The sequence below is a fragment of the Neisseria sp. P0019.S003 genome, from assembly GCF_051957115.1.
Lineage (GTDB): Bacteria > Pseudomonadota > Gammaproteobacteria > Burkholderiales > Neisseriaceae > Neisseria > Neisseria flavescens_D.
Map to the genome: position 1 here is coordinate 207,353 of NZ_JBQCWT010000003.1, position 25,480 is coordinate 232,832.

Sequence of the window (25,480 nt, forward strand, 5' to 3'; positions counted from 1 at the left end):
GACGGCCTTTTTGTATCAAAACCCAATCAACGAGACATCTCGCCTTGAATAGCACGGATATTCGCTTTGCGGTCGTTGATGGTACGGGTCAGCTGTTGGATTTTAGTCTGATCGCCTTTTTGTTTCGCTGCATTCAGCTGTGTTTGAGCGCGGATAATAGCGGCCTGTTCGTTGCGTACTTCAGTTTGCAATACCTGTTTCCGGGCTTCTTTAGGATTTGGTTTGGGTGCAGGTTTAACTACAGGTGCAGTACGGACAACAGGGGCTTTGTATTTGCTGTATGAAGAGGCGCGTGCTTTCCCTGGGTGGTTGCGCAGGATAATATTGATGCGCGGATTGGCGGCTTCGGCTGTATTGGTCACGCTTGTAATTGGAATATGGGGCAAAATTTTAATATCGTTGTAAACATTGCTTGGATCGAACGGAATATCGGCAGCCGGCTTATATGCCTTAGGGAAAGGCGTTTGTACGGATGTTTTGCTTTGATCTACTGGGGAAAACGTTGCAGCAGGTTTGTTTGGTACATTTGATTCTACTGTTGGCGCAACAACGGTTTTAATCGTTTGTTCGTTAGCCGTGTTTGCGACAGTTGTTTTACCAGTATTGGTGTTTTTTGTATTCTGTCGGGTTGCGGTTTTGGTATAGGCTTTACCTTTACGCTTGGTTTCAACTTTGATAGGTGTTTTGTCAATTGCTTCATCTGAGGCAATTACGGTTTGGTTATTTTGTTTGGCCGTAGTTTTATCAGGTGTTTGGGTTGAAACAACAGGATTCTGAATAATTGTTTGAGGGATTTGAATCGCAGATGTTGTTGGAAGGGTTTGCGTAATAGGGGCAGGAGTATTGTTTGGAGTTTGATCAGCCATAGTTTGAGGCTGTGTAGTAGCAGGCATGACATTGAGAACGTCGGTAGTGTCAATTTCAGATTTTATTGTAGGGGTAGTGTCTAAAACAGCTGTATCGCTGAGAATGGCAAGGCCGTCAGCAACATTTTTGTCAATTTGAGAAGTTAGACGTGCTTGTGCAATAGGAATGGAAATAGGTGCGGGAATACCATTTTCGTTTCGAGCAACAACGACTGGGGTTTGTACCGCAGGCATTGCTTGAGAAGCATGAACGTAGTCAGTGGCAGATGCTTTAAATTCTGTTGTTTGTACCGTTTTTAAAGCGGACATATCGTTGAGGATAGCAGAACCATTTGTAACGGATTTATTAGTTGGTTCAGATTCAGTGAATACGTTAGGTTCTGCAACAATGCTGCTCTCTGTGGTGGTGTTTGTGTCAACTACGCGGCAGGTATTGTTGAGTGGGTATGAAGCATAAACAGAGATGCCTTCAACATTGCAGACATACTCGGCAGCGTTGGCGGCGGCGGGGAGGGTCAGGCTGAGGGCAATGGCGGTTTTGCAGAAAAACGGTTTCATAAAAGCAATAGAATCAGGTTGTTTGTTTAAAGTGTAATTATACTATGTACACTGTCAGCATCCGCCAACTTATTTTTAGGCGGTGTAAAACTGTGGCTGAAAGGTTGAAAATTGGAATAAAAGGTCTTAGGCCGTCTGAAACTTGTCATATAAAGTTTCAGACGGCCTTTGCTGTCATGGCGGATTAAGCGTTCAACAGGCTTTCGTCCAATGTCAGCTCTTCGTTTTTATTGACGGCGACTTTGCGTGCCAAAACGTTTTGGGCGATTTCGTGTGCTTCGGCAAGCGAGTGCATCATGTAGGTACCGCATTGGTATTCGTTCAGCTCGGGGATTTTGCTTTGGTCTTGAACGGTCAAAACATCCTGCATTGAAGCGAGCCATGCGTCGGCTATTTTTTGCTCGTCGGGCGTGCCGATGAGGCTCATGTAGAAACCGGTGCGGCAACCCATCGGGGAAATGTCGATGATTTCAATGCCGTCGCCGTTTAAGTGGTCGCGCATAAAGCCTGCAAACAAATGCTCCAGCGTGTGGATGCCTTTTTCAGGCAGGATTTCTTTGTTGGGAACGCAAAAGCGCAGGTCGAATACGGTAATGGTGTCGCCTTTGGGCGTGGTCATGGTTTTTGCCACGCGTACGGCAGGGGCGTGCATACGGGTGTGGTCGACTTTGAAACTGTCTAGTAGGGGCATTTGGGTGTCCTTTGAGGTAAATAGATTTTTAGCTAGGGATATTTGGAGACTGAATCACAATTCCGCAATCTCAACTGCTTCGCCCGAAGCCGCGCTTAGTGCTTCGTTTAAAACGTCGTAGAAATCGCGGCTGTCGCGCGTTGCCAGCCATTTGCCGTTTTGCTCGGCGAAATGGTAGCCGCCGCTTTTGGCAGCAATCCACAATTCTTGGTTGGGCGTGTGGCGGTTGACGATGATTTGCGTACCGTCTTCGGCTTCGATGGTCAGTACGTTTCCGGCAAACTGGCAGTCGAAATCCCAGCCGTTTTCATCGATTTGGTCTTCAATGTGTTCAAACAATTCTTCGCTCATGCGGATGAATTCGCTTTCGGTCATCATGGCTTTTTGTGTGGTTTTTGTTTAAGATACCGAATCTTGCCACATTCGTAATGATGAAGAAAGTTTTACTGATGAAATACGGCGTATTTTTTGCAGCGGCAACGGCTCTGCTGCTCTCTGCCTGCGGCTACAAAGGCGACCTCTACCTGCCCAAAGAAGGCGACAAGGCGCGCTTCGGCGTGATTCAGACCGGCTTGAAATTCGATACGGCAAAAGAGCCGACCACTCAAACCAACGATTAAAAAAAGACTTCACAAACATGACCTTATCCTGCGAACAAATCCCTTATTCCCATCTTGCCGAGGAATTCGGCACGCCGCTTTATGTGTACAGCAAATCTGCGCTGACCGAGGCGTTTGAAAACTACCAAACCGCGTTTGCCGCTTTAAATCCGCTTGTCTGCTATGCGGTCAAAGCGAATGGCAACCTGAGCATCATCAAGCACTTTGCTTCTTTGGGGAGTGGTTTTGACATTGTGTCCGGCGGCGAGTTGGCGCGTGTTTTAGCGGCAGGCGGCGATGCGGCGAAAACGATTTTTTCCGGTGTGGGTAAGAGTGAAGCAGAAATTGAATTTGCGCTGAATGCAGGCGTGAAATGCTTCAATATGGAGAGCATTCCCGAAATCGACCGCATTCAGAAAGTTGCCGCGCGTTTGGGTAAAGTCGCTCCGGTTTCCCTGCGCGTCAACCCCGATGTCGATGCCAAAACCCATCCTTATATCTCCACCGGCCTGAAAGCCAACAAATTCGGTATTGCCTATGCCGATGCGCTTGAGGCCTATCGTCATGCTTCCCGACAAAGCCATTTGAAAATTGTCGGTATCGACTGCCATATCGGCTCACAACTGACCGACCTCAGCCCGCTTGTCGAGGCCTGCGAACGTATCTTGGCCTTGGTTGACCAATTGGCAGCCGAAGGCATTGTGTTGGAACACTTGGACTTGGGCGGCGGTGTCGGCATTGTTTATCAAGACGAAAATGTGCCTGATTTGGGCGCGTATGCCCAAGCCGTTCAAAAACTGATCGGTACACGCCGTCTGAAACTGGTTCTCGAGCCAGGCCGCAGTTTGGTCGGCAATGCAGGCGCGTTGTTGACTCGCGTCGAGTTCGTCAAATATGGCGAAGAGAAAAACTTTGTGATGGTCGATGCGGCGATGAACGATTTGATGCGCCCGGCGCTTTATGATGCCTATCATCACATCGAAGCGGTCGAAACCAAAGACATTGAGCCTCTGACGGCCAATATCGTCGGCCCGATTTGCGAAACCGGCGACTTCCTCGGCAAAGACCGCACCATCGCCTGCGAAGAAGGGGATTTGTTGCTTATCCGCAGCGCCGGTGCGTATGGTTCAAGCATGGCGAGCAACTACAACACGCGCAATCGTGCGGCGGAAGTATTGGTTGACGGCAGCGGATACAAACTTATCCGCCAACGTGAAACCGTCGAGCAGCAAATGGCCAACGAATTGGCTTGTTTGTAAGGTTGGATTGTTTAAAAGGCCGTCTGAAAGCTTGATTGACTTTCAGACGGCCTTTGTTATGAAAGAAAAGGGCATGTATCCAACACGCCCTTTTTTAGGTTATCAATAATGCGGCGGAATTTCATCGCGCAGGCTGTACGGTTCGCGTTCGCCGTTTGCGCCTTTGTCCTGCATCCGTTGGTACAGCAGCCGCAGCTGGCCTTGCTGCAAATCCAAAGCCTGCTGCATCTTGGCGATGGTGTCGTTCAGGCTGCCGATTAAGTCTTCCTGTAAGGCCGTCTGAATTTCCAGCTCGGTGACGCGGTGTTCCAATTCCTGAATATCGCTCATATTAAAGCACCATCGCGGCAATCCAGCCTGCAACCATCAGCGGGATATTGTAGTGGATAAAGGTCGGGATAACCGAATCGCGGATGTGGTCGTGCTGACCGTCGGCGTTCAAGCCCATGGTCGGGCCGAGCGTTGAGTCGGAAGCGGGGGAGCCCGCATCGCCCAGCGCGCCTGCCGTGCCGACAATGGCCACGGTAGCCATTGGGGAGAAGCCCAAGCTGATGCACAAAGGCACATAAATCGCGGTAATAATCGGCAAGGTGGAGAAAGACGAGCCGATGCCCATGGTTACCAGCAGGCCGACAAACAGCATGGTAAAGGCGGCCATGCCTTTATTGCTTCCGAACAAAGCCATGCTGCGCTCGACCAAAGGCTGAATGTCGCCGGTCGCGTTCATGACGGCGGCGAAACCTTGTGCCGCAATCATAATAAAGCCGACCATCGCCATCATTTTGATGCCTTCGCCGAACACATCGCTGGCGGCGGAGCGGTTCATCACGCCCAACATCATAAACACGGCAAAGCCCAACATCGCGCCCAATACCAACGAGTTTTCATACAAAAGCTGAATGGCAAAGCACACGGCAATCGCCACGGCCGCCACCAAGCTGCGATAGGTTGACGGCTCTTGCTGCTGCACCGCTTCACGATTGTCTTCCGTATCGGCGGCGTTGTTTTGATAAATGCGCGGCTTGCGGTAGTGCAAAAAGGCCAGCAGCAAGCCGGAGACCATGCCCAAAGCCGGAATCGCCATTGCGTGCATCACATTGATGCCGCCGGTGTCCATCCCTGCCGAGCGGATATTGCCCAACATGATGTCGTTCAAGAAGATGGAGCCGAAACCGTAAGGCAGGAACATATAAGTCGTTACCAAGCCAAACGTAATCACGCAGGCCACCAGGCGGCGGTCGAGTTTCAAACGGTTGAACACCAACAGCAGCGGCGGAATAATCATCGGGATAAACGCAATATGAATCGGCACAACGTTTTGGCTCATCACGCCCATGCACAAAATAATCGCCAGCAGCATCCATTTGACCGCGCCTTCGCCTTTCGCATTGCCTTCGCCGCCGTTGAGCTTGCGGATAATCACGCCGGCGAGCTGTTGCGGCAGGCCGGAATGCGTGATGGCCATGGCAAACGCGCCGAGCATGGCATAAGACAGCGCGATTTGCGCCCCGCCTTTCAAGCCTTCGTTAAAAACGGGAATAATCCCTTGCTGCACCACATCGCCGGCCGCGTTGGTTACATTCTCCAAAGGCATACCGGCCACCAAGCCGCCGACAAACGCGCCGACAGCCAAGCTGAGCACCACATGCACGCGCGATAAAGACAGCGCCAGCATGATGATGACCGCAATTACAACCGCATTCATATCGTTCTCCGTTGTTTCAGACGGCCTGTTATGTAAAAACAGGCAATCGTCTGTTTACATATTACAAATAAACATCATAACCCAAGCATGAAGCCTTTGCAAAAAACGGCAGGCCGTCTGAAAACCAAATAATCGGCTTTCAGACGGCCTGAAGTGATTTCTTGTTTCATGTTTTAATATGGTATGCGGTTTATCGCCGAGATGAATATATTCAAAAATAGCCAAAAAACACGCGCTTCCTATTCTTTGCATAGGGTACCAATGTTAAAATCGACACAATGTCTCGGTTTCAGGTTTGTCACTGAAATTAAAGCATTTATTGCTAAAACCCAATTCAATCATACAAACAAAGGAAAGAAGTGATGGATATTCTGACGCGGCTGCACAATCTGCCGCCTTCCCGATTTCATTACAAACTTCTAGTGTTGGTCGGCATCGGCTGGCTGTTTGATGCCATGGATACGGGCTTGGTGTCGTTTGTATTGCCGGCTTTGGGCAAAGATTGGGCGCTGGCTCCGGCGCAGTTGGGCTGGATTGTCAGCATTGCCTTTGTTGGCATGGCTTTGGGCGCGGTATTCAGCGGCTGGCTAGCGGACAGGTTCGGACGGAAAACCGTTTTTGCCGGCACGATGGTGGTGTACAGTATTGCCACAGGTTTGTGCGCGCTCGCACCTGATTTGACGGTTTTGCTGGTGTGCCGCTTTTTTGTCGGCGTCGGCTTGGGTGGCCAACTGCCCGTCGCCGTGTCACTGGTCAGCGAATATGCGCCGCCGAAAGTACGCGGCCGTTTTATTGTATTGCTGGAAAGCTTTTGGGGCTTGGGCTGGCTCTCGGCCGCGCTGGTGTCTTATTTCTTTATTCCGCAAACCGGCTGGCACAGCGCGTTTTTATTCGGCGCCTTGCCCCTGTTTTATGTGCCGTTGGTGTTGAAATTCGTTCCCGAATCCGTGCCTTACCTGCTTTCCCGCGGCAAAACCGACGAAGCGCACCGTTTGGTATCCGCGCTGGAAATTCAGTCGGGCATCACGCCGCCGACACAAGCCGTTGCCGCACCGGCCACCCCGCGCGAACGCATCCGCTTCGTCCAACTTTGGCAACAGCCGTTTGCACGGCGCACGCTGATGTTGTGGCTGGTTTGGTTCGGCATCGTGTTTTCGTATTACGGCATTTTCACTTGGTTGCCCAAATTGCTGGTCGAGCAGGGCAATACCGTGGTTAAAACCTTTGAATATGTGCTGGTGATGATTGTTGCGCAACTGCCCGGCTATATAGCCGCTGCGGCTTTGGTGGAGAGAATCGGCCGCAAAGCAACGCTGGCAGGCTTCCTGGCCGCGTGCGCCGCGTGCGCATGGTTTTTCGGGCAAAGCACCACTGCGGCCGAAGTCATGATCTGGGGCAGCCTGATGTCCTTCTTTAATTTGGGCGCATGGGGCGTTTTGTACACCTACACCCCCGAACTCTACCCCTTGCGCTTCCGTGCCTTCGCATCCGGCTGGGCAGGTGCCATCGGCCGCGTCGGCGGCATACTCGCGCCTATGGTGGTGGCGGCGATGGTGGGCAACAGCGGCGGCTTCGGCAATATCTTTATGATGTTTGCGCTGGTTATGCTGCTGATTGTGGCGGTAATCTTGGTATTGGGTGAAGAAACCAAAGGCCGTACGCTGGAAGACATCAGTCAATAAAAGGCATACATAAAACAAAGGCCGTCTGAAAAATATTTTCAGACGGCCTTTTTTTGCCTTGCCAAGATCCCCGAGTGGAGGGGAGGTTTTTCAGAGCCTTTCACCTATCACTACTACCTTGGAAGCTGTTGGGTCTTAATCCCCATGTGGTGGGGAGGTTTTTCAGAGGGAATTAACCCCTGAAAATCCAACAAAAACCAGTGTCTTAATCCCCATGTGGTGGGGAGGTTTTTCAGAGCTCTGAAATCTGCTAACGAAGACATTGGCGTATTTGAGTCTTAATCCCCATGTGGTGGGGAGGTTTTTCAGAGAGCGGAGGGGTGTTTTCTCTATTAAATTCAGCAGGTTAAAATGGTCAATATCTAAATTACAAATATTCACAAAGATAAACGGGGATTAACATAGAAAATAAGGCTTCCGCCTGAAAAATAAGGGCAATCCAAGTCTGACTTACCCTGAAAAACCTGTTGTTCCCTATTGGGAACAACGTTGTCATTCTAACATCTAAGCCATTGCTTGAGAAGTATATTTAAGAAAATGAGGCCGTCTGATAAAGATTTTCAGACGGTCTTTGTTTTATTTCGAGTATGTAATTTTAATACATCTTTTTTCTGTTTTTATCTTAATTATCGAGGAAAGCGATGAAGAATAACCGTCTTTGTTTTTGTGTAGATAAAAATATTATACTTCAAAGAATTAAAATGAATAAACGATAAAATGGCCGTCTGAAAAGTTCAATCATGGTTTGTGATGTAGGTCAAAGCAAAATGTAACTAAATTACCTATAGTTATCGTAGTGAAAATTTATTGACATTATTGCCACCTTTTATTAAGGAGATACACCATGAACGCATCAGCCGACAACGTCGTCAGCCCAGCCGTAGCCGAGGTAAACAGCCTGGTTGACAAGGGTTTACGGGCATTGGACGAGTTTCTTAAGCTTGATCAGGAGCAGATTGATTTTATTGTTGCCAAAGCCTCTATCGCCGCGCTGGACAAACATGGTGTACTCGCCATGCACGCGGTAGAGGAAACGGGACGCGGCGTGTTTGAGGATAAGGCGACGAAAAACCTGTTTGCCTGCGAAAACGTCGTGCGCCGCCTGCGTGATTTGAAAACCGTAGGCGTCATCAGTGAAAACGATGTAACCGGTATTACTGAAATTGCCGATCCGGTCGGCGTGGTTTGCGGTATTGTGCCGACAACCAATCCGACTTCCACCACTATTTTCAAATCCCTGATTGCGCTGAAAACCCGCAATCCGATTATTTTCTCGTTCCACCCGTCCGCCCAGCAGTGTTCCGCCCACGCCGCCCAAATCGTGCGCGATGCCGCGATTGCGGCCGGTGCGCCGGAAAACTGTATCCAGTGGATTGAAAAGCCGTCTATGGAAGGCACTTCCGCGCTGATGAAGCATCCGGGCGTGGCAACGATTTTGGCGACCGGCGGCAATGCGATGGTAGAAGCCGCGTATTCTTGCGGCAAACCTGCGCTCGGTGTCGGGGCGGGCAACGTACCTGCTTATGTTGAAAAAACGGCGGACATCAAACAGGTGGCGCACGATATTGTGATGTCGAAATCTTTCGACAACGGCATGGTGTGCGCCAGCGAGCAAGCCGTCATTGCCGATAAAGAGATTTACAAAGAGTTGGCCGAAGAATTCAAATCCTACGGCGTGTACTTCGCCAACAAAAAAGAAAAAGCCATGCTCGAAGAGTTTATCTTCGGCATAACGGCGAATTGCGCCAGCTGCGGCGGAGCGAAACTCAATTCTGCGGTAGTGGGCAAACCGGCGGCATGGATTGCCGAACAGGCTGGGTTTAAAGTGCCTGAAAAAACCAACATCATCATCGCCGAATGCCGCGAAGTCGGCCCGAACGAGCCGTTGACCCGCGAAAAACTTTCGCCTGTTTTGGCCATGATTAAGGCGGATTCGACCGAACAAGGTTTGAAGTTCGCCGAAGAAATGGTTGCCTTTGACGGCTTGGGACACTCCGCCGCCATCCATACCGCTAACGAAGAATTGGTCAAAACGTTCGGCTCCCGCGTCAAAGCCCTACGCGTGATTTGGAATTCGCCTTCCACCTTCGGCGGCATCGGCGACGTGTACAACGCCTTCCTGCCTTCTCTGACACTCGGTTGCGGCTCTTACGGTAAAAACGCCGTCGGCGGCAACGTCAGCGCAGTCAATCTGTTAAACATCAAAAAAGTAGGCCGTCGGAGAAACAACATGCAATGGTTCAAAGTGCCCGCCAAAATCTATTTTGAACGCGATTCCATTCAATATCTGCAAGACATGAAAGACTGCGAAAAAGTCATGATTGTGACTGACCGTTCGATGGTTGACCTGGGCTTTGTCGATAAAATCACCCATCAACTGCATCAACGCAAAAACAAAGTGACCATCCAGCTGTTTACTGACGTTGAAGCCGATCCGAGCGTCCAAACCGTCTATAAAGGCACGGATTTGATGCGCAGCTTCCAGCCGGACACCATTATTGCGCTGGGCGGCGGCTCGCCGATGGACGCGGCCAAAGCCATGTGGCTCTTCTACGAGCAGCCGCAAGTCGATTTTGAAGACTTGGTGCAAAAATTCATGGACATCCGCAAACGCGCATTCCGTTTCCCTGAATTGGGCCGCAAAGCCAAATTTATCGGCATTCCTACCACGTCGGGTACAGGCTCCGAAGTGACGCCGTTTACCGTCATCAGCGACGGAGACAAAAAATATCCGATTGCCGACTACTCACTGACACCAACCATTTCGATTGTCGATCCTGCTTTTACCATGACAGTTCCGGCAGGCGTAACCGCCGATACCGGTCTGGACGTATTGACCCATGCCGTAGAAGCGTACGTTTCCGTACTGGCGAACGACTTTACAGACGGCCTCGCTCTGCAAGCCATTAAGCTCGTGTTCCAATACCTCGAACGCTCCTACAAACATGGTGCGGCCGATCCTGAAGCGCGCGAGCATATGCACAATGCCTCTACCATCGCAGGCATGGCGTTTGCCAATGCGTTCTTGGGCATCAACCACTCGATGGCACACAAAATCGGTGGCAAATATCATGTTCCGCACGGTCGTGCCAACGCCATCCTGCTGCCGCACGTCATCCGCTACAACGGCACGCGTCCGCAGAAAACCGCCACTTGGCCGAAGTACAACTACTACAAAGCCGACCTGAAATATCAGGAAATCGCCCGTACCTTAGGCCTGCCATGCAGCACACCGGCAGAAGGCGTAGAATCCTTCGCCCGCGCCTGCCACGAACTGGCGGTCAACGTCGGCATCAAAATGTCGTTTAAAGAGCAGGGCATCGATGAGAAAACCTTCCTCGATGGCAGAAAAGAGCTGGCCATGATGTCTTTTGAAGACCAATGCACCCCGGCCAACCCACGCCTCGCGATGGTGGCCGATATGGAAGAAATCCTGACCAAAGCCTACTACGGCGAATAAAATAGGGTAGTTAAAAAGGCCGTCTGAAACCTGAATATAGGGTTTCAGACGGCCTGAGACCTTTGCAAAATTCCCCAAAATCCCCTAAATTTCCACCAAGACATTTAGGGGATTTCTCATGAGTACTTTCTTCCAGTAAACTGCCCAAGCCATGATTGCCAAACACATCGACCGCTTCCCACTGTTGAAGGTTTCCCTCATGCCAAAATGGATACATTATTGGCAGAAAAAGGCTTGTTTGATCCCCAAGAATTTAAGTTAAGTGTGATGGCAGCATTTGGCTATCGCAAGTAAGAGCCTCACCCAAAAACGCGAAGTGGTGGAATTTATTAAATAATGTTCCACTTTAAACTATCAACGACAAGAAAGGCTGAGCATACCAACATTGGCGTTTTAAGCCCTAACAATGAATACAGGAAGCACTTTATCGATAATTTTGGCCTAATTTTTCCAAGATATACTTAGTCCTGTTAAAACAAGCACCAACTGTTTTATATTTTAATTTCACAAAGAACACTACCATGAAAAATATTAAATTTACCTTATTTGCCTTTTTAGTCGGCATATCCGCTTTATGGCTGTTTGCCACGCCATTTCCAGACAAGTGGGGCGTATTTCCCGTACGTAACCTATTATTACAGTTCACCGGCAGCATCAGCATACTGGCCATGAGTGCTTGTATGATTCTTGCAGTACGTCCCAAAATGTTGGAAGGACTATTTGGCGGATTGGATAAAATGTACCGCCTGCATAAATGGTTGGGCATCATTGCCCTTTCAGGCAGTATCCTGCATTGGATCAGTAAGCAATTCCCCAAATGGCTGGTAAAGCTCGGTCTGTTTGACGGCAAAAAGCCACCGCGCCCACCGATGCAGGAAGTCTTGACTTTAAAAGATTGGTTAGTTACCCAGCGCCATTTTGCTGAAGAAGTGGGTGAGATTGCTTTTTACGTTGCAGTCGTCTTATTGGTTATCGCACTGATCAAACTTATTCCCTACCGTTGGTTTGCCAAACTTCACATCTTAATTGTCCCTGTCTATATTGCACTCGTATGGCACACCATCGTATTGGCAAACTTTGCTTACTGGGCTCAGCCACTTGGCTGGTTGCTGGCTACCGCCCTATTCTTCGGTAGTATTTGTTCCCTCCTCGCCCTCTTTAAACGCATTGGTAAACCGCAAACCGCAACAGTAACTGCCATGAACCAAAACGGCTCCCTGCTTTCACTTACCCTGAATGCGCCAAAATGGCAGGGACACCAAGCCGGTCAATTCCTCTTTTTACGTGCACATGGAGAAAGCCACCCATTTACCATCGCTTCAAACTGGAATCCTGAAAATCAACAAATCAATCTTATCATCAAAGACTTGGGCGACTACACCCATCGTCTGTCTCAACGTTTGAACATCGGTGATACCGTTAAAATTGATGGTGCATATGGCCGCTTCAATTTTTCAGATAAAAATGAACAAATTTGGGTGAGTAACGGTATTGGTTTTACGCCTTTCCTTGCAAGGCTCAAAGAATTAGCCAAACAACCATCCAATCAACAAATTGACTGGTTCCATGCCGATAGAAATTTATCTGCAGAAATAATCAACCAATGGAAAGATTTGGCTCAACAAGCGAATGTTACATTCCACTATATTCCTTCTGAAACCCAAAGATTATCAGCTGATCATATTGTACAAAGCGTTCAGAATAGTGAAACCCGCAGTCTATGGCTTTGTGGTAGTCGTAGCTTTACAAACAGTATTGCAGGAAAACTTAAGACACGCTCATTGCATCAAGAGCTGTTTGAATTCCGCTAAATGAACCTGATGAGACCTTTGTTTGGATTTAGGCTGTCGTGGGAAGGGCTTTTTTGCAAAGGTCTCAGCCTTTCTTTATTCGTCTAAACCTTAGTTTTTATCAAAGCTAAGGTCTTCATTTGAATACGATGGTTCAAAAAATATCTTCATAACTTTAATTTAATGGTAAACCTTACAATTCAAGGAAATAACGGTTTTAAAAATAAAAGGCCGTCTGAAAACCTGTTTCCAAGTTTCAGATGGCCTTTATCCGTATGGCTAAACCTTAAAAGCGGTTTAGACGACGATATTCACCAAGCGTCCGGGTACGACGATGATTTTCTTCGCAGGTTTACCTTCCATGAATTTCACTGCGCCTTCGTTGGCAAGGGCGGCGGCTTCGAGGTCGGCTTTGGATGCGTCGGCGGCAACGGTGATTTTGCCGCGCAGTTTGCCGTTGACTTGAACCATCACTTCGATTTCGGATTTGACCAAAGCGGCTTCATCGACTGTCGGCCAGCCTGCTTCCCACAGTTTCGCGCCGTTCAATTCGCTCCACAGGGTTTCGCAGATGTGCGGCACAATCGGCCACAGCAGGCGTACGGCGGCTTCCAATACTTCTTGGGCAACGGCGCGGCCTTGTTCGCTGCCGGTGTCGGTTTTGTCGTATTGGTTGAGCAGTTCCATCACGGCGGCGATGGCGGTGTTGAACTGCTGGCGGCGGCCGTAGTCATCGCTGACTTTGGCGGTGGTGGCGTGCAGTTTGTGGCGTAGGTCTTTGAGTTCTTTAGACAAACCATCTTGGCTGCCTGCAAACGCTTTGACCGCGCCGCCTTGTTTCAGGTATTCGTAAACAGTACGCCACAGACGGCGCAGGAAGCGGTGTGCGCCTTCGACGCCGCTGTCGCTCCATTCGAGGGACTGTTCGGGTGGTGCGGCGAACATCATGAACAGGCGGGCGGTATCCGCGCCGTAGGCGTTAATCAGCTCTTGCGGATCGACGCCGTTGTTTTTGGATTTGGACATTTTTTCCGTGCCGCTGATGACGACAGGCAGGCCGTCGGCTTTCAGAACAGCGGAAACAGGGCGGCCTTTGTCGTCGAAAGTCAGCTCGACATCGGCAGGGTTGATCCAGTCTTTGCTGCCGTTGGCGTTTTCGCGGTAGTAGGTTTCGCAGACGACCATACCTTGCGTGAGCAGGCGTTCGAACGGTTCGTCAACATTGACCAAGCCTTCGTCGCGCATCAGTTTGGTGAAGAAGCGCGCGTATAAGAGGTGCAGAATCGCGTGTTCGATGCCGCCGATGTATTGGTCGACCGCGCCCCAGTATTTCGCGGCGGCAGGATCGACCATGCCGTCTGAAAATTTGGGCGACATGTAGCGGAAGAAATACCAGCTCGATTCCATGAAGGTGTCCATGGTGTCGGTTTCGCGTTTTGCCGCGCCGCCGCAGCATGGGCAGGTGGTTTCGTAAAACTCGGGCATTTTTGCCAGTGGCGAACCCATGCCGTCGGGTACGACGTTTTCAGGCAGGACGACGGGCAGTTGGTCGGCAGGGACGGGGACGTCGCCGCATTGTTCGCAATGGACGATGGGAATCGGGCAGCCCCAGTAGCGTTGGCGCGAAATACCCCAGTCGCGCAGGCGGTATTGGGTTTTCGGTTCGCCTGCGTCTTGGCTTTGCAGCTTGGTAGCGATGGCGTCGAAGGCCGTCTGAAAATTCATGCCGTCCAAGTCGCCGCTGTTGACCAATACGCCGTTTTCTTTGTCGCCGTACCATTCTTGCCATTGGTTTGCGTTGAATGCGCTGTCGCCGACGGCAATGACTTGTTTTTTCGGCAGGTTGTATTTGGTGGCAAACTCGAAATCGCGTTCGTCGTGCGCCGGAACAGCCATCACCGCGCCGTCGCCGTAGCCCCACAATACATAGTTGGCAATCCACACTTCCAGCTTGTCGCCGTTGAGCGGGTTGACGACGTAGCGGCCGGTCGGCACGCCTTTTTTCTCCATTGTCGCCATGTCGGCTTCGGCAACGGAACCCGCTTTGCATTCGGCGATAAATGCCTGCAATTCGGGTTTGTCGGCGGCTGCGGCGGTTGCCAGCGGATGCTCGGCGGCAACGGCAACATAAGTCGCGCCCATCAGCGTGTCGGGGCGGGTGGTATAAACTTGCAGGAATTTCGCGTAATCGCCTTCCAAGCCTTGTTTGCTGTCGTCTGAAACGGCGAAGCGCACGGTCATACCGCGTGATTTGCCGATCCAGTTGCGCTGCATGGTTTTGACTTGTTCCGGCCAGTGTTCCAGCTTGTCCAAGTCGTTGAGCAGCTCTTCGGCGTAATCCGTGATTTTGAAGTAATACATCGGAATTTCGCGTTTTTCGATCAACGCGCCCGAACGCCAGCCGCGCCCGTCGATGACTTGCTCGTTGGCAAGGACGGTTTGATCGACGGGATCCCAGTTTACCGTGCCGTTTTTGCGATAGACGATGCCTTTTTCAAACAGCTTGGTAAACAGCCATTGCTCCCAGCGGTAGTATTCGGGTTTGCAGGTGGCGACTTCGCGCTCCCAGTCAATCGCAAAACCCAGGCTTTTGAGCTGGGTTTTCATGTATTCGATGTTATCGTACGTCCAAGCGGCAGGGGCGACGTTGTTTTTCATCGCTGCGTTTTCCGCCGGCATGCCGAACGCGTCCCAACCCATAGGCTGCATGACGTTGAAGCCGTTTAAGCGTTTGAAGCGGCTCAATACGTCGCCGATGGTGTAGTTGCGCACATGCCCCATGTGCAGCTTGCCGCTGGGGTAGGGGAACATGGAGAGGCAGTAGTATTTGGGTTTGGAAGCGTCTTCGGAGACGTTGAAAATACGGGCGTCGTCCCATTTTTTCTGCGCCGCAGGCTCAATGGCGGCGGGTTGGTAATGTTCTTGCATGGTCATTCTGTTTTTCGCTTGAAAACGTTGGAAAAAATAAAGATGGGATTATAGCAGGTTGTCGGGCCTGTCGGTTTGACAAAGGCCGTCTGAATGTTTGGATGTCGGAAAAGCACAATTTCAGACGGCCTTGAAAATACTGACTTGAGTTTTTGATACTCGCCCACATATCCCACCCAGTTTGAATTCATTCTTAACACTATCAAAATTATGAGCAATAAAGATTTTTACGAAACCCTTGGTGTTGCCCGCAGCGCTAGCGACGATGAAATCAAAAAAGCCTACCGCAAGCTGGCAATGAAATACCATCCCGACCGCAACCCTGACAACAAAGAAGCGGAAGAAAAATTTAAAGAAGTCCAAAAAGCTTACGACACCTTGTCTGACAAGGAAAAACGTACCATGTACGACCAATACGGCCATGCCGCGTTCGAACAGGGCGCAGGTGCGGGCGGATTCGGTGGCTTTGGCGGATTCGGTGGCGCGCAAGGCTTCGATTTTTCCGATATTTTCAGCCAAATGTTCGGCGGTGGCGGCAGCGCAGGCGGCCGTCAGCCGGATTACAGCGGCGCGGACTTGCAGGTCGGCATAGAGATTTCGCTTGAAGAAGCCGCCAAAGGTGTGAAAAAACGCATCAACATTCCGACTTACGAAGAATGTGATGTCTGCCACGGCTCAGGTGCCAAACCGGGCACATCCGCATCGACTTGTTCGACCTGTCACGGCTCAGGTACGGTACAGGATCGCATAGCCATGTTCCAAATGCAGCAGACTTGTCCGACTTGTCACGGTACTGGCAAAGAAATCAAAGATCCTTGCGTCAAATGCCGTGGCGAAGGCCGCACCAAAACCAGCAAAACAGTTGAAGTCAACATTCCGGCAGGCATTGACGACGGTCAACGCATCCGCTTGAGCGGCGAGGGCGAGCCGGGTCAACACGGCGCACCGGCAGGCGATTTGTACGTCAATGTCCGCGTAAGACAGCACAAAATCTTTGAGCGTAACGGCTTAGACCTGCATTGCGAACTGCCGATCAGCTTTGCCATTGCCGCATTGGGCGGTGAAGTCGAAGTGCCGACTTTGGACGGCAAAGTCAAACTGCACATTCCGAAAGAAACGCAAACCGGCCGCCGTATGCGCGTGAAAGGCAAAGGCATCAAGTCTCTGCGTTCCAGCTCGACAGGCGATTTGTACTGCCACATTTTGGTTGAAACTCCGGTCAACCTGACCGACCGTCAGAAAGAGTTGCTGGAAGAATTTGAAAAAATCTCCTCCGGCCTCGACCTCAGCCAAACTCCGCGCAAAAAATCGTTTTGGGAAAAAGTAGGCGATTTGTTCTCCGATAATTAATCGCTGTGAAAAAGGCCGTCTGAAACCTGTTTACATTGGGTTTCAGACGGCCTTTTTTATATTTTTTAGACTTTTATCATCTTTTGTTGTTTCAATATAATTTTCTGTGCCATTTCCAAAAACTGTTTCTGCTCGTCTGCCGACAGATCCGCCAAGGATTCTTGGTTGATGGCTTTGGCAATTTCGGTGGAGCTTGATTGTAAAGCACGCGCGTGTTCTGTCAGCATAATCAAACGGCTGCGTGCATCTTCAGGATTAGGCTCCCGTGTAATCAATCCGTCTCGCTCCATCCGTGCCAGAGTGTTGGCAATCGTTGCCTGCTTCAAATCGGCACGCTCAACTAATTCCTGTTGGCTCAAGCCGTCTTTATTCCATAGCTCGATCAAAATTGGAAATTGTGCAGGCGCAATCCCCAGTGGTTTTAAGCCTTCGCTCAATAAAATGGCAAATTGGCGGGCAATGTGGTTCATCAGATAGCCTGCCGATTCAGTTTTGAAAACTTCGTTCACTTTGTTTCCTTTAAAATCAGATTGTTGCGGATTATATCACAAATATAGCTTGCTATCTTAATTCATAGCACGCTATACTTATTTCAACTCGATAGCTTGCTATTTAAATGTTTTCAGACGACCTCTCTCAAATGTTCAAGGAAACCATAATGAACCGCAATACTTTATGCAAAATCCACGCCGCCACAGGGGTGGGTGCATTTTTATTCATCGCTTCGTTTTGGAGCAGCACCGTGTTCAGCGAACTCTTCGGCTCGCACGAAACTGTCGCCGCCGTGAAGCAAACCATTGTTTATGCGCTGTTCGGGTTGATTGCCTGCATGGCAACCGCAGGCGCAACAGGCATGAAAATGGGCGGCAAAAGCAAACACGCCGCGATTGCCGCGAAACGCCGACGCATGCCGTTTATCGCTGCCAATGGAATGCTGATTTTGCTGCCTTGTGCCTTTTTCTTGAATAACCGCGCTTCTGCCGGACAGTTTGACAGCGTGTTTTATATCGTTCAAATCGTAGAACTGATTGCCGGTATGGCTAATCTGACGCTGTTGGGACTGAGCATGAAAGACGGATTTTCTATCCGTAAACCCAAATTGAAATCCATTTAATTGTTAATTTAAGAGAAAACATCATGAAACCTGATATTCCGCAACGTTACGGCACTACAACCCGCTTTCTGCATTGGACTATGGCGACCTGCTATCTGTTTATGTTTGCAACCGCCATTGCTTGGAATATGGATGAAAGTCTGAAGTTTTTGACTAATCCTCATAAGGCGGTTGGCTTTCTTCTGCTGATATTGTCTGCTTGGCGTGTGATGCGGGCAATCCGCCAGTCCAGCAATCGACCGGTTGGCAGTATGGTTGCCAAATTTGGACATTGGGCAATGTATCTCCTGATGCTTGCCGTTCCAGTCACAGGTGTTATGAGACAAATTACTCAGGAAGGACAGATTCACGGAACACTGGCATTTTCGTTGCTGTTCTTGTCTCTGGGACATATCGGCATGGTCGTTTACCACTACATCAAAGGCGAATCCGTAATGCCCCGAATGTTCGGAAGAGCTTAAATATCTCACATCAATTTAAACCTATAAGGAACTATCCATATGAATATCCGTAAAAAAACAGCTCTGATCGCCGCTGCCGTCACTGCCTTTGTCGCTGTCGGTTGTACTGCAAATGCCAAACAGTGGCAGGAAAAATGTGAAGCCTTTCAAAACAGTGTTGTCCTCATTAATACTTTTGAAGTGCCGCAGGGTAAAGAAGCCGAAGCTTTGGCTTCTTGGCAAAAAGCGCGTGATTTTTTGAAAACCCAGCCGGGCTATATAGCTACGCGCCTGCACCAAAATATAGATCCAAACGGTAAATATCATTTGGTCAACGTAACCCGTTGGCGCAATATGGAAGATTTTAAAGCCGCTACTGCCAAGATGCGTCAGGCCCTACCGGATAATATGTCTGAAGGGGTTACAGCAAGCCCGGGTTTGTTTAAAGTGATTGAAAACGATATGCCGCATGGTTTTGGCAGATATAGTGGCAAAGGATTTGGCCGTAAATTTGAAGTATGCGGCAAGTAATCGCAGGTCGTCTGAAATCTGCTTTACATTGGGTTTTAGACGGCCTTTTGTTTTTCTTTCTGTTGCTTCAGGCCATGATTTGCCTTACAATTCGCGCTTTACTCTTACGGGAGTAGCCATTCGGTGCAATGCCGAAACCGTTGTCAACATAATCGGCTTGTGCGGCCGTGGCAGCGGTATCTTCTCTGCTTTATCGGAAGACAGGCAAGACGTAAGCGTTGTCCATACCCTTGCGGGCGGTATGCACAGCGCTTTTTGTTTGCCCGCTTTTCGGTTGAGTATCTTAAATCATGGAAGCTTTTTTCTCCTCGACGCTGGGCGTTGCCATTGCCGAAATCGGCGATAAAACGCAATTGCTCGCGCTCTTTTTGGCTGCACGTTTTGCCCACAAAAACGCGATTGTTGCCGGTATCTTTATTGCAACCCTGTTGAACCATCTTGTTTCAGCCGCACTCGGTGTCTGGCTGGCATCCGCTATTTCGCCCGAAGTCATGAAATGGGTGGTCGGAGGCAGTTTTATTGCGGTTGGATTGTGGTTGCTGTTGCCGGATAAAGACGAAGACCCTGATGGCAAATGGTTGAAATACGGCGCATTTACGGCGACGGTCATCCTGTTCTTCTTGGCGGAAATCGGCGATAAAACGCAAATTGCGACGGTTCTTTTGGCGGCAAAATACCAATCTATCCTGCTGGTTGTGGTCGGCAGTATTGCCGGTTTGATGATTGCTTCTGTGCCTGCCGTGTATTTGGGCGAAATGCTGATGCGCAAGATTCCGGCCAAAGCAGTGCGCATTGTTGCGTGTATCTTGTTCTGCCTGCTGGGCATTTTGACCCTGCTTGGCGACGGTATTGTGTTGAAGGCCGTCTGAAATGTGGGACATTGTTTTTGAACACGAAGACTTTGTGGCCATCAATAAGCCTTGCGGCGTATCGGTGCACAGCGAATCAGAAGGGGATGTTTGTCTGACCGCATCGCTGGCGCAGCAGCTCGGCGTTGAGCGCGTGTGGCTGGTTCACCGTTTGGATAAAGCCACCAGCGGCCTGTTGCTGTTTGCGTTAAACCGCGACAGCGCGGCGGCTTTGTCGGCACAGTTTGTCGAGAAAACCATGCGTAAAACTTATTTGGCACTCGGTACGCACAAGCCGGCGAAAAAGCAGGGTTGGGTGAAGGGCGGTATGGCGCGTTCGCGGCGCGGTACATGGAAGCTGACGCGTGATGAGGATAATTTTGCCGTTACCCGTTTCAGCAGCCAAAGCCTGAAGCCCGGTTTGCGCCTGTTTGTGTTGCAACCGTTCACCGGCAAAACCCATCAGCTGCGCGTGACCATGAAAAGCATAGGCAGCCCGATTTTGGGCGATACGCTGTATGGCGGCGATGAGGCAGAACATCTGTTTTTGCACGCTTGGCGTTTGGTTTTCGACTATCGCGGCGAGCATTTCGATATTCGGGTTACGCCTGATAAAACATGGCCGTCTGAAATCGATTTGTCGGCGTGTTTGGGTTCGGATGAATCCGAATAGAAGCAGTGAGATTTTTGTGTATATTAAAAAAGGCCGTCTGAAATTGTTCAGACGGCCTTTTGATTGTTTCAAGTTTACATTTCCAATTCGCTCAAACCCGGCAAGTCGGCAAAACAGCGGTCGTGCGTGATTTGGCAGAAGTTGTCCAGATAGCCTTTGTTGGCATCTTCCGTACGAATGGCGGCATAAAGTTTGCTTTGCAGGCCGTCTGAAGTGATTTTGCGGTGGACGACGTAGCCTTTTTCCAGATACGGCATGACCGTCCAATAGGGCAGGGCGGCGATGCCGCGTTTGCTGGCAACCAGCTGGATAATGGCAATGGTCAGCTCGCTATGGCGGCGCGGCGGATTAATGCCTTTGGGCAGCAGCACTTTTTTGGGCAAATCCAGCATTTCGTCGGGGACGGGATAAGTAATCAGGGTTTCGTCGATAAAATCTTCCGCTTCCCAAACGTCTTTGTCGGCAAGCGGGTGGTCTTCTGCGCAGATGCCGACCATTTCATAGGCAAACAGAGGGCGGTAGCTGATGCCGTTGAGCGGCTCGGCTTCGGAAACGATGGCAAGGTCGGCGCGGTGTTGCAGCAGCAGCCCGACCGGATCGGCTTGGAAACCGGAAACGATGTCCAATTCAACTTGCGGCCATAACGGGCGGAATTCGCCCATGGCAGGCATCAGCCAGTCGAAGCAGGTGTGGCATTCGACGGCAAGTCTGAGTTCGCCCGCTTCGCCTTCGATAATCCGTACCAGATCACGTTCGGCGGCGGCAACCTGCGGCAACAGCTCACGCGCCAGTTGCAATAGGCGCATACCGGCCGGAGTGAAGCGCAAAGGTGTGGATTTACGTTCAAACAACGGCGTTTCGTAATAATTTTCCAAGGCGCGGATTTGGTGCGACAGGGCGGATTGGGTCAGGAAAACCCGTTTGGCGGCAAGGGAAACGCTGCCGGTTTCTTCTAAAGCCAGCAAGGTTTTGAGATGACGCAATTCGATAATAGAGTCCATGTGTTTTCAGACGGCCTGTGGGTAAGGTAGCGTATATTAAAATAATTCATGATGATGTGCAAATGATTAATGTTGGGAATGATTGCTGAAATCGGAATGTAAGAATTTGAGGCATAAACAGATTTTGCGGTTAGAATGCGAAGCTGTTTTTGAAGATAGATATAAGGAGCGGAATATGGCTTTACGCCGCGAAATTCTGGCTTGGTGCGATGAGACATTGCAGGTCGGGCTGTTTAAGGACTATGCGCCCAACGGTTTGCAGGTCGAAGGCAAAGAAGAAATTGCCAAAATCGCCACTTCGGTTACCGCCAGCAAAGCTGCAATCGATTTTGCCGTAGAGCATGGGGTAGATATGCTTTTGGTTCACCACGGCATGTTTTGGAAAAGCGAGCCCGTCACGATTACCGGTTGGAAAAAAGCACGCATTGAAACCTTGCTGCAACACCAAATCAATATGGCGGGCTACCACTTGCCGCTGGACGCTCACCCACAACTGGGCAATAACGCGCAGTTGGCCGAGAAACTCGATTGGGTGCTCGAAAAACAATTCGGCGAGCAAAACCTGTTGAATACAGGCCGTCTGAAAACCACGCAAACATTGGCGCAGTTGTCTGAACGCATTGAGGCGGTATTTGGCCGCAAGCCGACCGTTATCGGTGATTTTGAACGCGAAATCAAACGTATTGCCTGGTGCAGCGGCGGTGCGCAGGGGTTTTTTCAGACGGCCGTAGACGAAGGTGTCGATGCATATCTGACCGGTGAAATTTCCGAAGCGCAATATCATCTTGCCAATGAAACGGGTGTGGCGTTTATCAGTGCCGGCCATCATGCGACAGAACGCTACGGCGTACGTGCCTTAGGCGATGCCGTGGCAGAAAAATTCGGTATCGAAGTGGTTCACTTTGATGAAAACAACCCTGCCTGAGTATTGAGCAATATCATAAAACTTTACCTTATTTTAAATAATGCTTTGAGTATTACAACAAACTAGGTAGAATTACGCTGTTTAATGGCTCGGTATTCCCAAAATTTTAGGACGACTGAATAATGGATAATCAAGAAATCAACAACGGTCGCCGCCGTTTCCTGACACTGGCTACATGCGGTGCAGGCGGTGTGGCGGCTCTGGGCGTAGCTACGCCTTTCGTGGCCAGCTTCTTCCCATCGGAGAAAGCTAAGGCTGCCGGTGCTGCTGTCGAAGTAGATGTCAGCAAAATCGAAGCAGGCCAAATGCTGACTGCCGAATGGCAGGGCAAACCGATTTGGCTGGTCAACCGCACAGATCAACAGCTCAAAGACTTGAAAAGTTTGGATGGTGCAGTTACAGACCCTAATTCCGAAGTGGATCAGCAACCGGAATACGCTAAAAACGAGCACCGTTCGATCAAGCCGAACCTCCTCGTCGCTATCGGTATCTGTACCCACCTGGGTTGCTCTCCGACTTACCGTCCCGACATTGCTCCCGCCGACTTGGGTGCAGACTGGAAAGGCGGTTTCTTCTGCCCTTGCCACGGTTCGAAATTCGACATTGCAGGCCGAGTATACAAAGGTGTTCCTGCACCGACCAACTTGGTTGTACCGCCTTACAAATATCTGAGCGATACAACTGTTTTGGTGGGCGAAGACTAAAAATAAGGAACGATAATTATGGCAAACCAAACCAATAGCAAAGCAAAAGCATTGTTAGGCTGGATGGACGCTCGCTTCCCTCTGTCTAAAATGTGGAATGAGCATTTGGCTCAATACTATGCGCCGAAGAACTTCAACTTCTGGTATTACTTCGGCTCTTTGGCCCTGCTTGTCCTTGTGATTCAAATCGTCAGCGGTATTTTCCTGACCATGAACTACAAACCGGACGGCAACCTTAACGCCTACCATTTGCCTGCTGCCTTTACCGCAGTAGAGTACATCATGCGCGACGTGTCCGGCGGCTGGATTATCCGCTACATGCACTCCACCGGCGCATCTTTCTTCTTCATCGTCGTTTATCTGCATATGTTCCGTGGTCTGATTTACGGTTCGTACAAAAAACCTCGTGAATTGGTGTGGATTTTCGGTTCCCTGATTTTCTTGGCATTGATGGCAGAAGCCTTTATGGGTTACCTGTTGCCTTGGGGTCAAATGTCCTTCTGGGGTGCGCAGGTAATTATTAACCTGTTCTCCGCCATCCCTGTTATCGGTCCTGATTTGTCCACTTGGATTCGTGGTGACTTCAACGTTTCCGACGTTACTTTGAACCGCTTCTTCGCCCTGCACGTTATCGCAGTACCTCTGGTATTGCTCGGCTTGGTTGTGGCTCACATCATCGCCCTGCATGAAGTGGGTTCTAACAACCCTGATGGCGTTGAAATCAAGAAAAACAAAGACGAAAACGGTATTCCACGCGATGGGATCCCATTCCATCCTTACTACACCGTTAAAGACATCTTGGGCGTCGTTGTATTCCTGATTGTCTTCTGTTCTGTGTTGTTCTTTGCACCTGAAGGCGGCGGCTACTTCTTGGAAGCGCCAAACTTCGATGCAGCGAATGCGCTGAAAACACCTCCGCACATTGCGCCGGTATGGTACTTCACTCCGTTCTACGCAATTCTGCGTGCGATTCCTTCCTTTGCCGGTACTCAAGTATGGGGTGTAATCGGTATGGGTGCGGCAGTTGTCCTGATCGCCTTGTTGCCTTGGTTGGATAAAGGCGAGGTTAAATCTGTCCGCTATCGCGGCCCAATCTTCAAAACTGCGTTGGTTCTGTTCATCATTGCCTTCATCGGTTTGGGTATTTTGGGTGCAATGGTAGCAACTGATACTCGTACTTTGGTTGCACGTATCCTGTCTTTCGTCTACTTTGCATTCTTCCTGGGTATGCCGTTCTATACCAAACTGGATACCAACAAACCAGTTCCTGAACGCGTAACCATGAGCACTACTAAACAAAAAATTATGTTCTTTGTTTACGTCGGTATTACCGTTGTTGGTGCTTACTTGTTTGCAACCAATATCTGATGAGGGCAGCGAAAATGAAACAAACTCTGAAAAACTGGTTTGCTGCCTTATTGCTGGCAGTGCCTATGAGTGCAGCCGTCGCCAGTGGCGGCCATGCAAACTACGAAAAAGTCGATATCGACCTGCGTGATCAAGTTAGTCTGCAGCACGGTGCGCAAGTCTTTACAAACTACTGTTTGTCTTGCCACTCTGCAAGCGGTATGCGCTTCAACCGTCTGAAAGATATTGGTTTGACTGAAGATGAAATCAAGAAAAACCTGATGTTCACAACAGACAACGTTGGTGACGTAATGGTAGCGGCAATGGATCCGAAAGATGCCTCCAAATGGTTGGGTGCGCCTCCGCCGGATTTGACCCTGATTGCTCGTTCTAAAGGTGCAGACTACCTGTATGCCTATATGCGCGGTTTCTATAAAGACCCAACTCGTCCGAACGGTTGGAATAATACCGTTTTGGCCGGCGCGAGTATGCCTCACCCATTGTGGGAGCAACAAGGTGTTCAAGCCGTTGAGTTGGATGCCAAAGGTCAGCCCGTTATGATTAAAGACGAGCATGGCAACCTGACTCCTAAACTGTATTGGGAATCTACCGGTCTGCATAGCCGTCGTCTGCCTAACGGTAAAGTAATCCAAAAAGAGTACGATGCTTATGTGCGCGATTTGGTAAACTACCTGGTATACATGGGTGAGCCTGCTCAGTTGCAACGCCACCGTATCGGCTACATGGTTCTGGCATTCCTGTTTGCAGTAATGCTCCCATTGGCTTACTTCCTGAAAAAAGAATTCTGGAAAGACGTTCACTAATTCTTTTGAATCAAAAAGGCAAACCTGTTTTAGGTTTGCCTTTTTTGTTTGCTTAATCAATTTATGTCGGATTAATGCAAATCTAAAAATTGCTTAATGTAAACAGTATGTTATTTTAAATTTCTGGATTAAGTATTTGAAATTATGTATAATTCTTTCTGAATTTTTATAAGGCTTAAGGCCGT

Annotated in this window: 23 protein-coding genes; 15 read left to right on the top strand and 8 right to left on the bottom strand. The window is 49.7% G+C overall.

Annotated elements, in window-relative coordinates:
- Positions 1-26 precede the first annotated feature (26 nt).
- The 3 genes from ACTHTS_RS06425 to cyaY all read right to left on the bottom strand — a co-directional run bounded on the left by ACTHTS_RS06425 (position 27) and on the right by cyaY (position 2,493).
- A complete protein-coding gene (locus ACTHTS_RS06425; RefSeq protein WP_440369557.1) occupies positions 27-1,424 on the bottom strand; it encodes a hypothetical protein in 1,398 nt (465 codons plus the stop codon).
- A gap of 184 nt (positions 1,425-1,608) precedes the next feature.
- Entirely contained in the window at positions 1,609-2,115 is a 507-nt protein-coding gene (gene luxS, locus ACTHTS_RS06430; RefSeq protein ID WP_440369558.1) for an S-ribosylhomocysteine lyase, read from the bottom strand.
- A gap of 54 nt (positions 2,116-2,169) precedes the next feature.
- Positions 2,170-2,493: an iron donor protein CyaY gene (gene cyaY, locus ACTHTS_RS06435; RefSeq protein WP_070585221.1), complete on the bottom strand. Its 324-nt coding sequence runs from the start codon at positions 2,491-2,493 to the stop codon at positions 2,170-2,172.
- Between the two features lie 50 nt (positions 2,494-2,543).
- Here cyaY and lptM point away from each other — a divergent pair, with 50 nt between their 5' ends.
- Both lptM and lysA read left to right on the top strand, forming a co-directional pair.
- Positions 2,544-2,735 carry an LPS translocon maturation chaperone LptM gene (lptM, locus tag ACTHTS_RS06440; RefSeq protein ID WP_003684659.1) on the top strand — a complete coding sequence of 64 codons (192 nt, stop codon included), beginning with the start codon at positions 2,544-2,546 and terminating at the stop codon, positions 2,733-2,735.
- A 17-nt stretch (positions 2,736-2,752) separates the two neighbouring features.
- A complete protein-coding gene (gene lysA / locus ACTHTS_RS06445; RefSeq protein WP_440369559.1) occupies positions 2,753-3,973 on the top strand; it encodes a diaminopimelate decarboxylase in 1,221 nt (406 codons plus the stop codon).
- Positions 3,974-4,075: 102 nt separating this feature from the next.
- Here the strand turns inward: lysA and ACTHTS_RS06450 are convergent, their stop codons facing one another.
- Both ACTHTS_RS06450 and ACTHTS_RS06455 read right to left on the bottom strand, forming a co-directional pair.
- Positions 4,076-4,303, bottom strand: coding sequence for a SlyX family protein (locus tag ACTHTS_RS06450; RefSeq protein ID WP_004518924.1), 228 nt, complete (start codon positions 4,301-4,303; stop codon positions 4,076-4,078).
- A 1-nt stretch (position 4,304) separates the two neighbouring features.
- Positions 4,305-5,678, bottom strand: a complete 1,374-nt coding sequence (locus tag ACTHTS_RS06455) for a Na+/H+ antiporter family protein (protein ID WP_440369560.1) — start codon at positions 5,676-5,678, stop codon at positions 4,305-4,307.
- Positions 5,679-6,040: 362 nt separating this feature from the next.
- On the opposite strand from ACTHTS_RS06455, the gene ACTHTS_RS06460 reads away from it, so the two are divergent.
- The 3 genes from ACTHTS_RS06460 to ACTHTS_RS06470 all read left to right on the top strand — a co-directional run bounded on the left by ACTHTS_RS06460 (position 6,041) and on the right by ACTHTS_RS06470 (position 12,631).
- Positions 6,041-7,360: an MFS transporter gene (locus ACTHTS_RS06460; protein WP_440369561.1), complete on the top strand. Its 1,320-nt coding sequence runs from the start codon at positions 6,041-6,043 to the stop codon at positions 7,358-7,360.
- 844 nt (positions 7,361-8,204) lie between these two features.
- Positions 8,205-10,820 (top strand): bifunctional acetaldehyde-CoA/alcohol dehydrogenase, encoded by a 2,616-nt coding sequence (adhE, locus tag ACTHTS_RS06465; protein WP_440369562.1) that lies wholly within the window; start codon positions 8,205-8,207, stop codon positions 10,818-10,820.
- Between the two features lie 521 nt (positions 10,821-11,341).
- Positions 11,342-12,631, top strand: a complete 1,290-nt coding sequence (locus ACTHTS_RS06470; protein WP_004518917.1) for a ferredoxin reductase family protein — start codon at positions 11,342-11,344, stop codon at positions 12,629-12,631.
- 276 nt (positions 12,632-12,907) lie between these two features.
- Here the strand turns inward: ACTHTS_RS06470 and leuS are convergent, their stop codons facing one another.
- Positions 12,908-15,538 (bottom strand): leucine--tRNA ligase, encoded by a 2,631-nt coding sequence (gene leuS / locus ACTHTS_RS06475; RefSeq protein WP_440369563.1) that lies wholly within the window; start codon positions 15,536-15,538, stop codon positions 12,908-12,910.
- Between the two features lie 210 nt (positions 15,539-15,748).
- Here leuS and dnaJ point away from each other — a divergent pair, with 210 nt between their 5' ends.
- Positions 15,749-16,888 carry a molecular chaperone DnaJ gene (gene dnaJ, locus ACTHTS_RS06480; RefSeq protein ID WP_440369564.1) on the top strand — a complete coding sequence of 380 codons (1,140 nt, stop codon included), beginning with the start codon at positions 15,749-15,751 and terminating at the stop codon, positions 16,886-16,888.
- 65 nt (positions 16,889-16,953) lie between these two features.
- On the opposite strand, the gene ACTHTS_RS06485 is transcribed toward dnaJ, so the two are convergent.
- Complete coding sequence (locus ACTHTS_RS06485; protein WP_440369565.1) at positions 16,954-17,397, bottom strand: MarR family winged helix-turn-helix transcriptional regulator; 444 nt, start codon at positions 17,395-17,397, stop codon at positions 16,954-16,956.
- A 149-nt stretch (positions 17,398-17,546) separates the two neighbouring features.
- On the opposite strand from ACTHTS_RS06485, the gene ACTHTS_RS06490 reads away from it, so the two are divergent.
- The 5 genes from ACTHTS_RS06490 to ACTHTS_RS06510 all read left to right on the top strand — a co-directional run bounded on the left by ACTHTS_RS06490 (position 17,547) and on the right by ACTHTS_RS06510 (position 20,494).
- Entirely contained in the window at positions 17,547-18,002 is a 456-nt protein-coding gene (locus ACTHTS_RS06490) for a hypothetical protein (RefSeq protein ID WP_440369566.1), read from the top strand.
- Positions 18,003-18,025: 23 nt separating this feature from the next.
- Positions 18,026-18,463: a cytochrome b gene (locus tag ACTHTS_RS06495; protein WP_440369567.1), complete on the top strand. Its 438-nt coding sequence runs from the start codon at positions 18,026-18,028 to the stop codon at positions 18,461-18,463.
- Positions 18,464-18,502: 39 nt separating this feature from the next.
- Positions 18,503-18,973 carry an antibiotic biosynthesis monooxygenase family protein gene (locus ACTHTS_RS06500; RefSeq protein WP_440369568.1) on the top strand — a complete coding sequence of 157 codons (471 nt, stop codon included), beginning with the start codon at positions 18,503-18,505 and terminating at the stop codon, positions 18,971-18,973.
- Positions 18,974-19,263: 290 nt separating this feature from the next.
- Positions 19,264-19,842: a TMEM165/GDT1 family protein gene (locus ACTHTS_RS06505; RefSeq protein ID WP_440369569.1), complete on the top strand. Its 579-nt coding sequence runs from the start codon at positions 19,264-19,266 to the stop codon at positions 19,840-19,842.
- 1 nt (position 19,843) lies between these two features.
- Positions 19,844-20,494 (top strand): TIGR01621 family pseudouridine synthase, encoded by a 651-nt coding sequence (locus tag ACTHTS_RS06510; protein WP_440369570.1) that lies wholly within the window; start codon positions 19,844-19,846, stop codon positions 20,492-20,494.
- 74 nt (positions 20,495-20,568) lie between these two features.
- Here the strand turns inward: ACTHTS_RS06510 and ACTHTS_RS06515 are convergent, their stop codons facing one another.
- Complete coding sequence (locus ACTHTS_RS06515; RefSeq protein ID WP_003748251.1) at positions 20,569-21,495, bottom strand: LysR family transcriptional regulator; 927 nt, start codon at positions 21,493-21,495, stop codon at positions 20,569-20,571.
- Between the two features lie 175 nt (positions 21,496-21,670).
- On the opposite strand from ACTHTS_RS06515, the gene ACTHTS_RS06520 reads away from it, so the two are divergent.
- The 4 genes from ACTHTS_RS06520 (at position 21,671) to ACTHTS_RS06535 (ending at position 25,295) form a co-directional block, all read left to right on the top strand.
- A complete protein-coding gene (locus tag ACTHTS_RS06520) occupies positions 21,671-22,420 on the top strand; it encodes a Nif3-like dinuclear metal center hexameric protein (RefSeq protein ID WP_440369571.1) in 750 nt (249 codons plus the stop codon).
- A 122-nt stretch (positions 22,421-22,542) separates the two neighbouring features.
- Positions 22,543-23,124, top strand: coding sequence for a ubiquinol-cytochrome c reductase iron-sulfur subunit (petA, locus tag ACTHTS_RS06525; protein WP_003685865.1), 582 nt, complete (start codon positions 22,543-22,545; stop codon positions 23,122-23,124).
- Positions 23,125-23,142: 18 nt separating this feature from the next.
- Positions 23,143-24,492: a cytochrome b gene (locus ACTHTS_RS06530; RefSeq protein ID WP_003681866.1), complete on the top strand. Its 1,350-nt coding sequence runs from the start codon at positions 23,143-23,145 to the stop codon at positions 24,490-24,492.
- Between the two features lie 14 nt (positions 24,493-24,506).
- Positions 24,507-25,295: a cytochrome c1 gene (locus tag ACTHTS_RS06535; RefSeq protein WP_440369572.1), complete on the top strand. Its 789-nt coding sequence runs from the start codon at positions 24,507-24,509 to the stop codon at positions 25,293-25,295.
- Positions 25,296-25,480 lie beyond the last annotated feature (185 nt).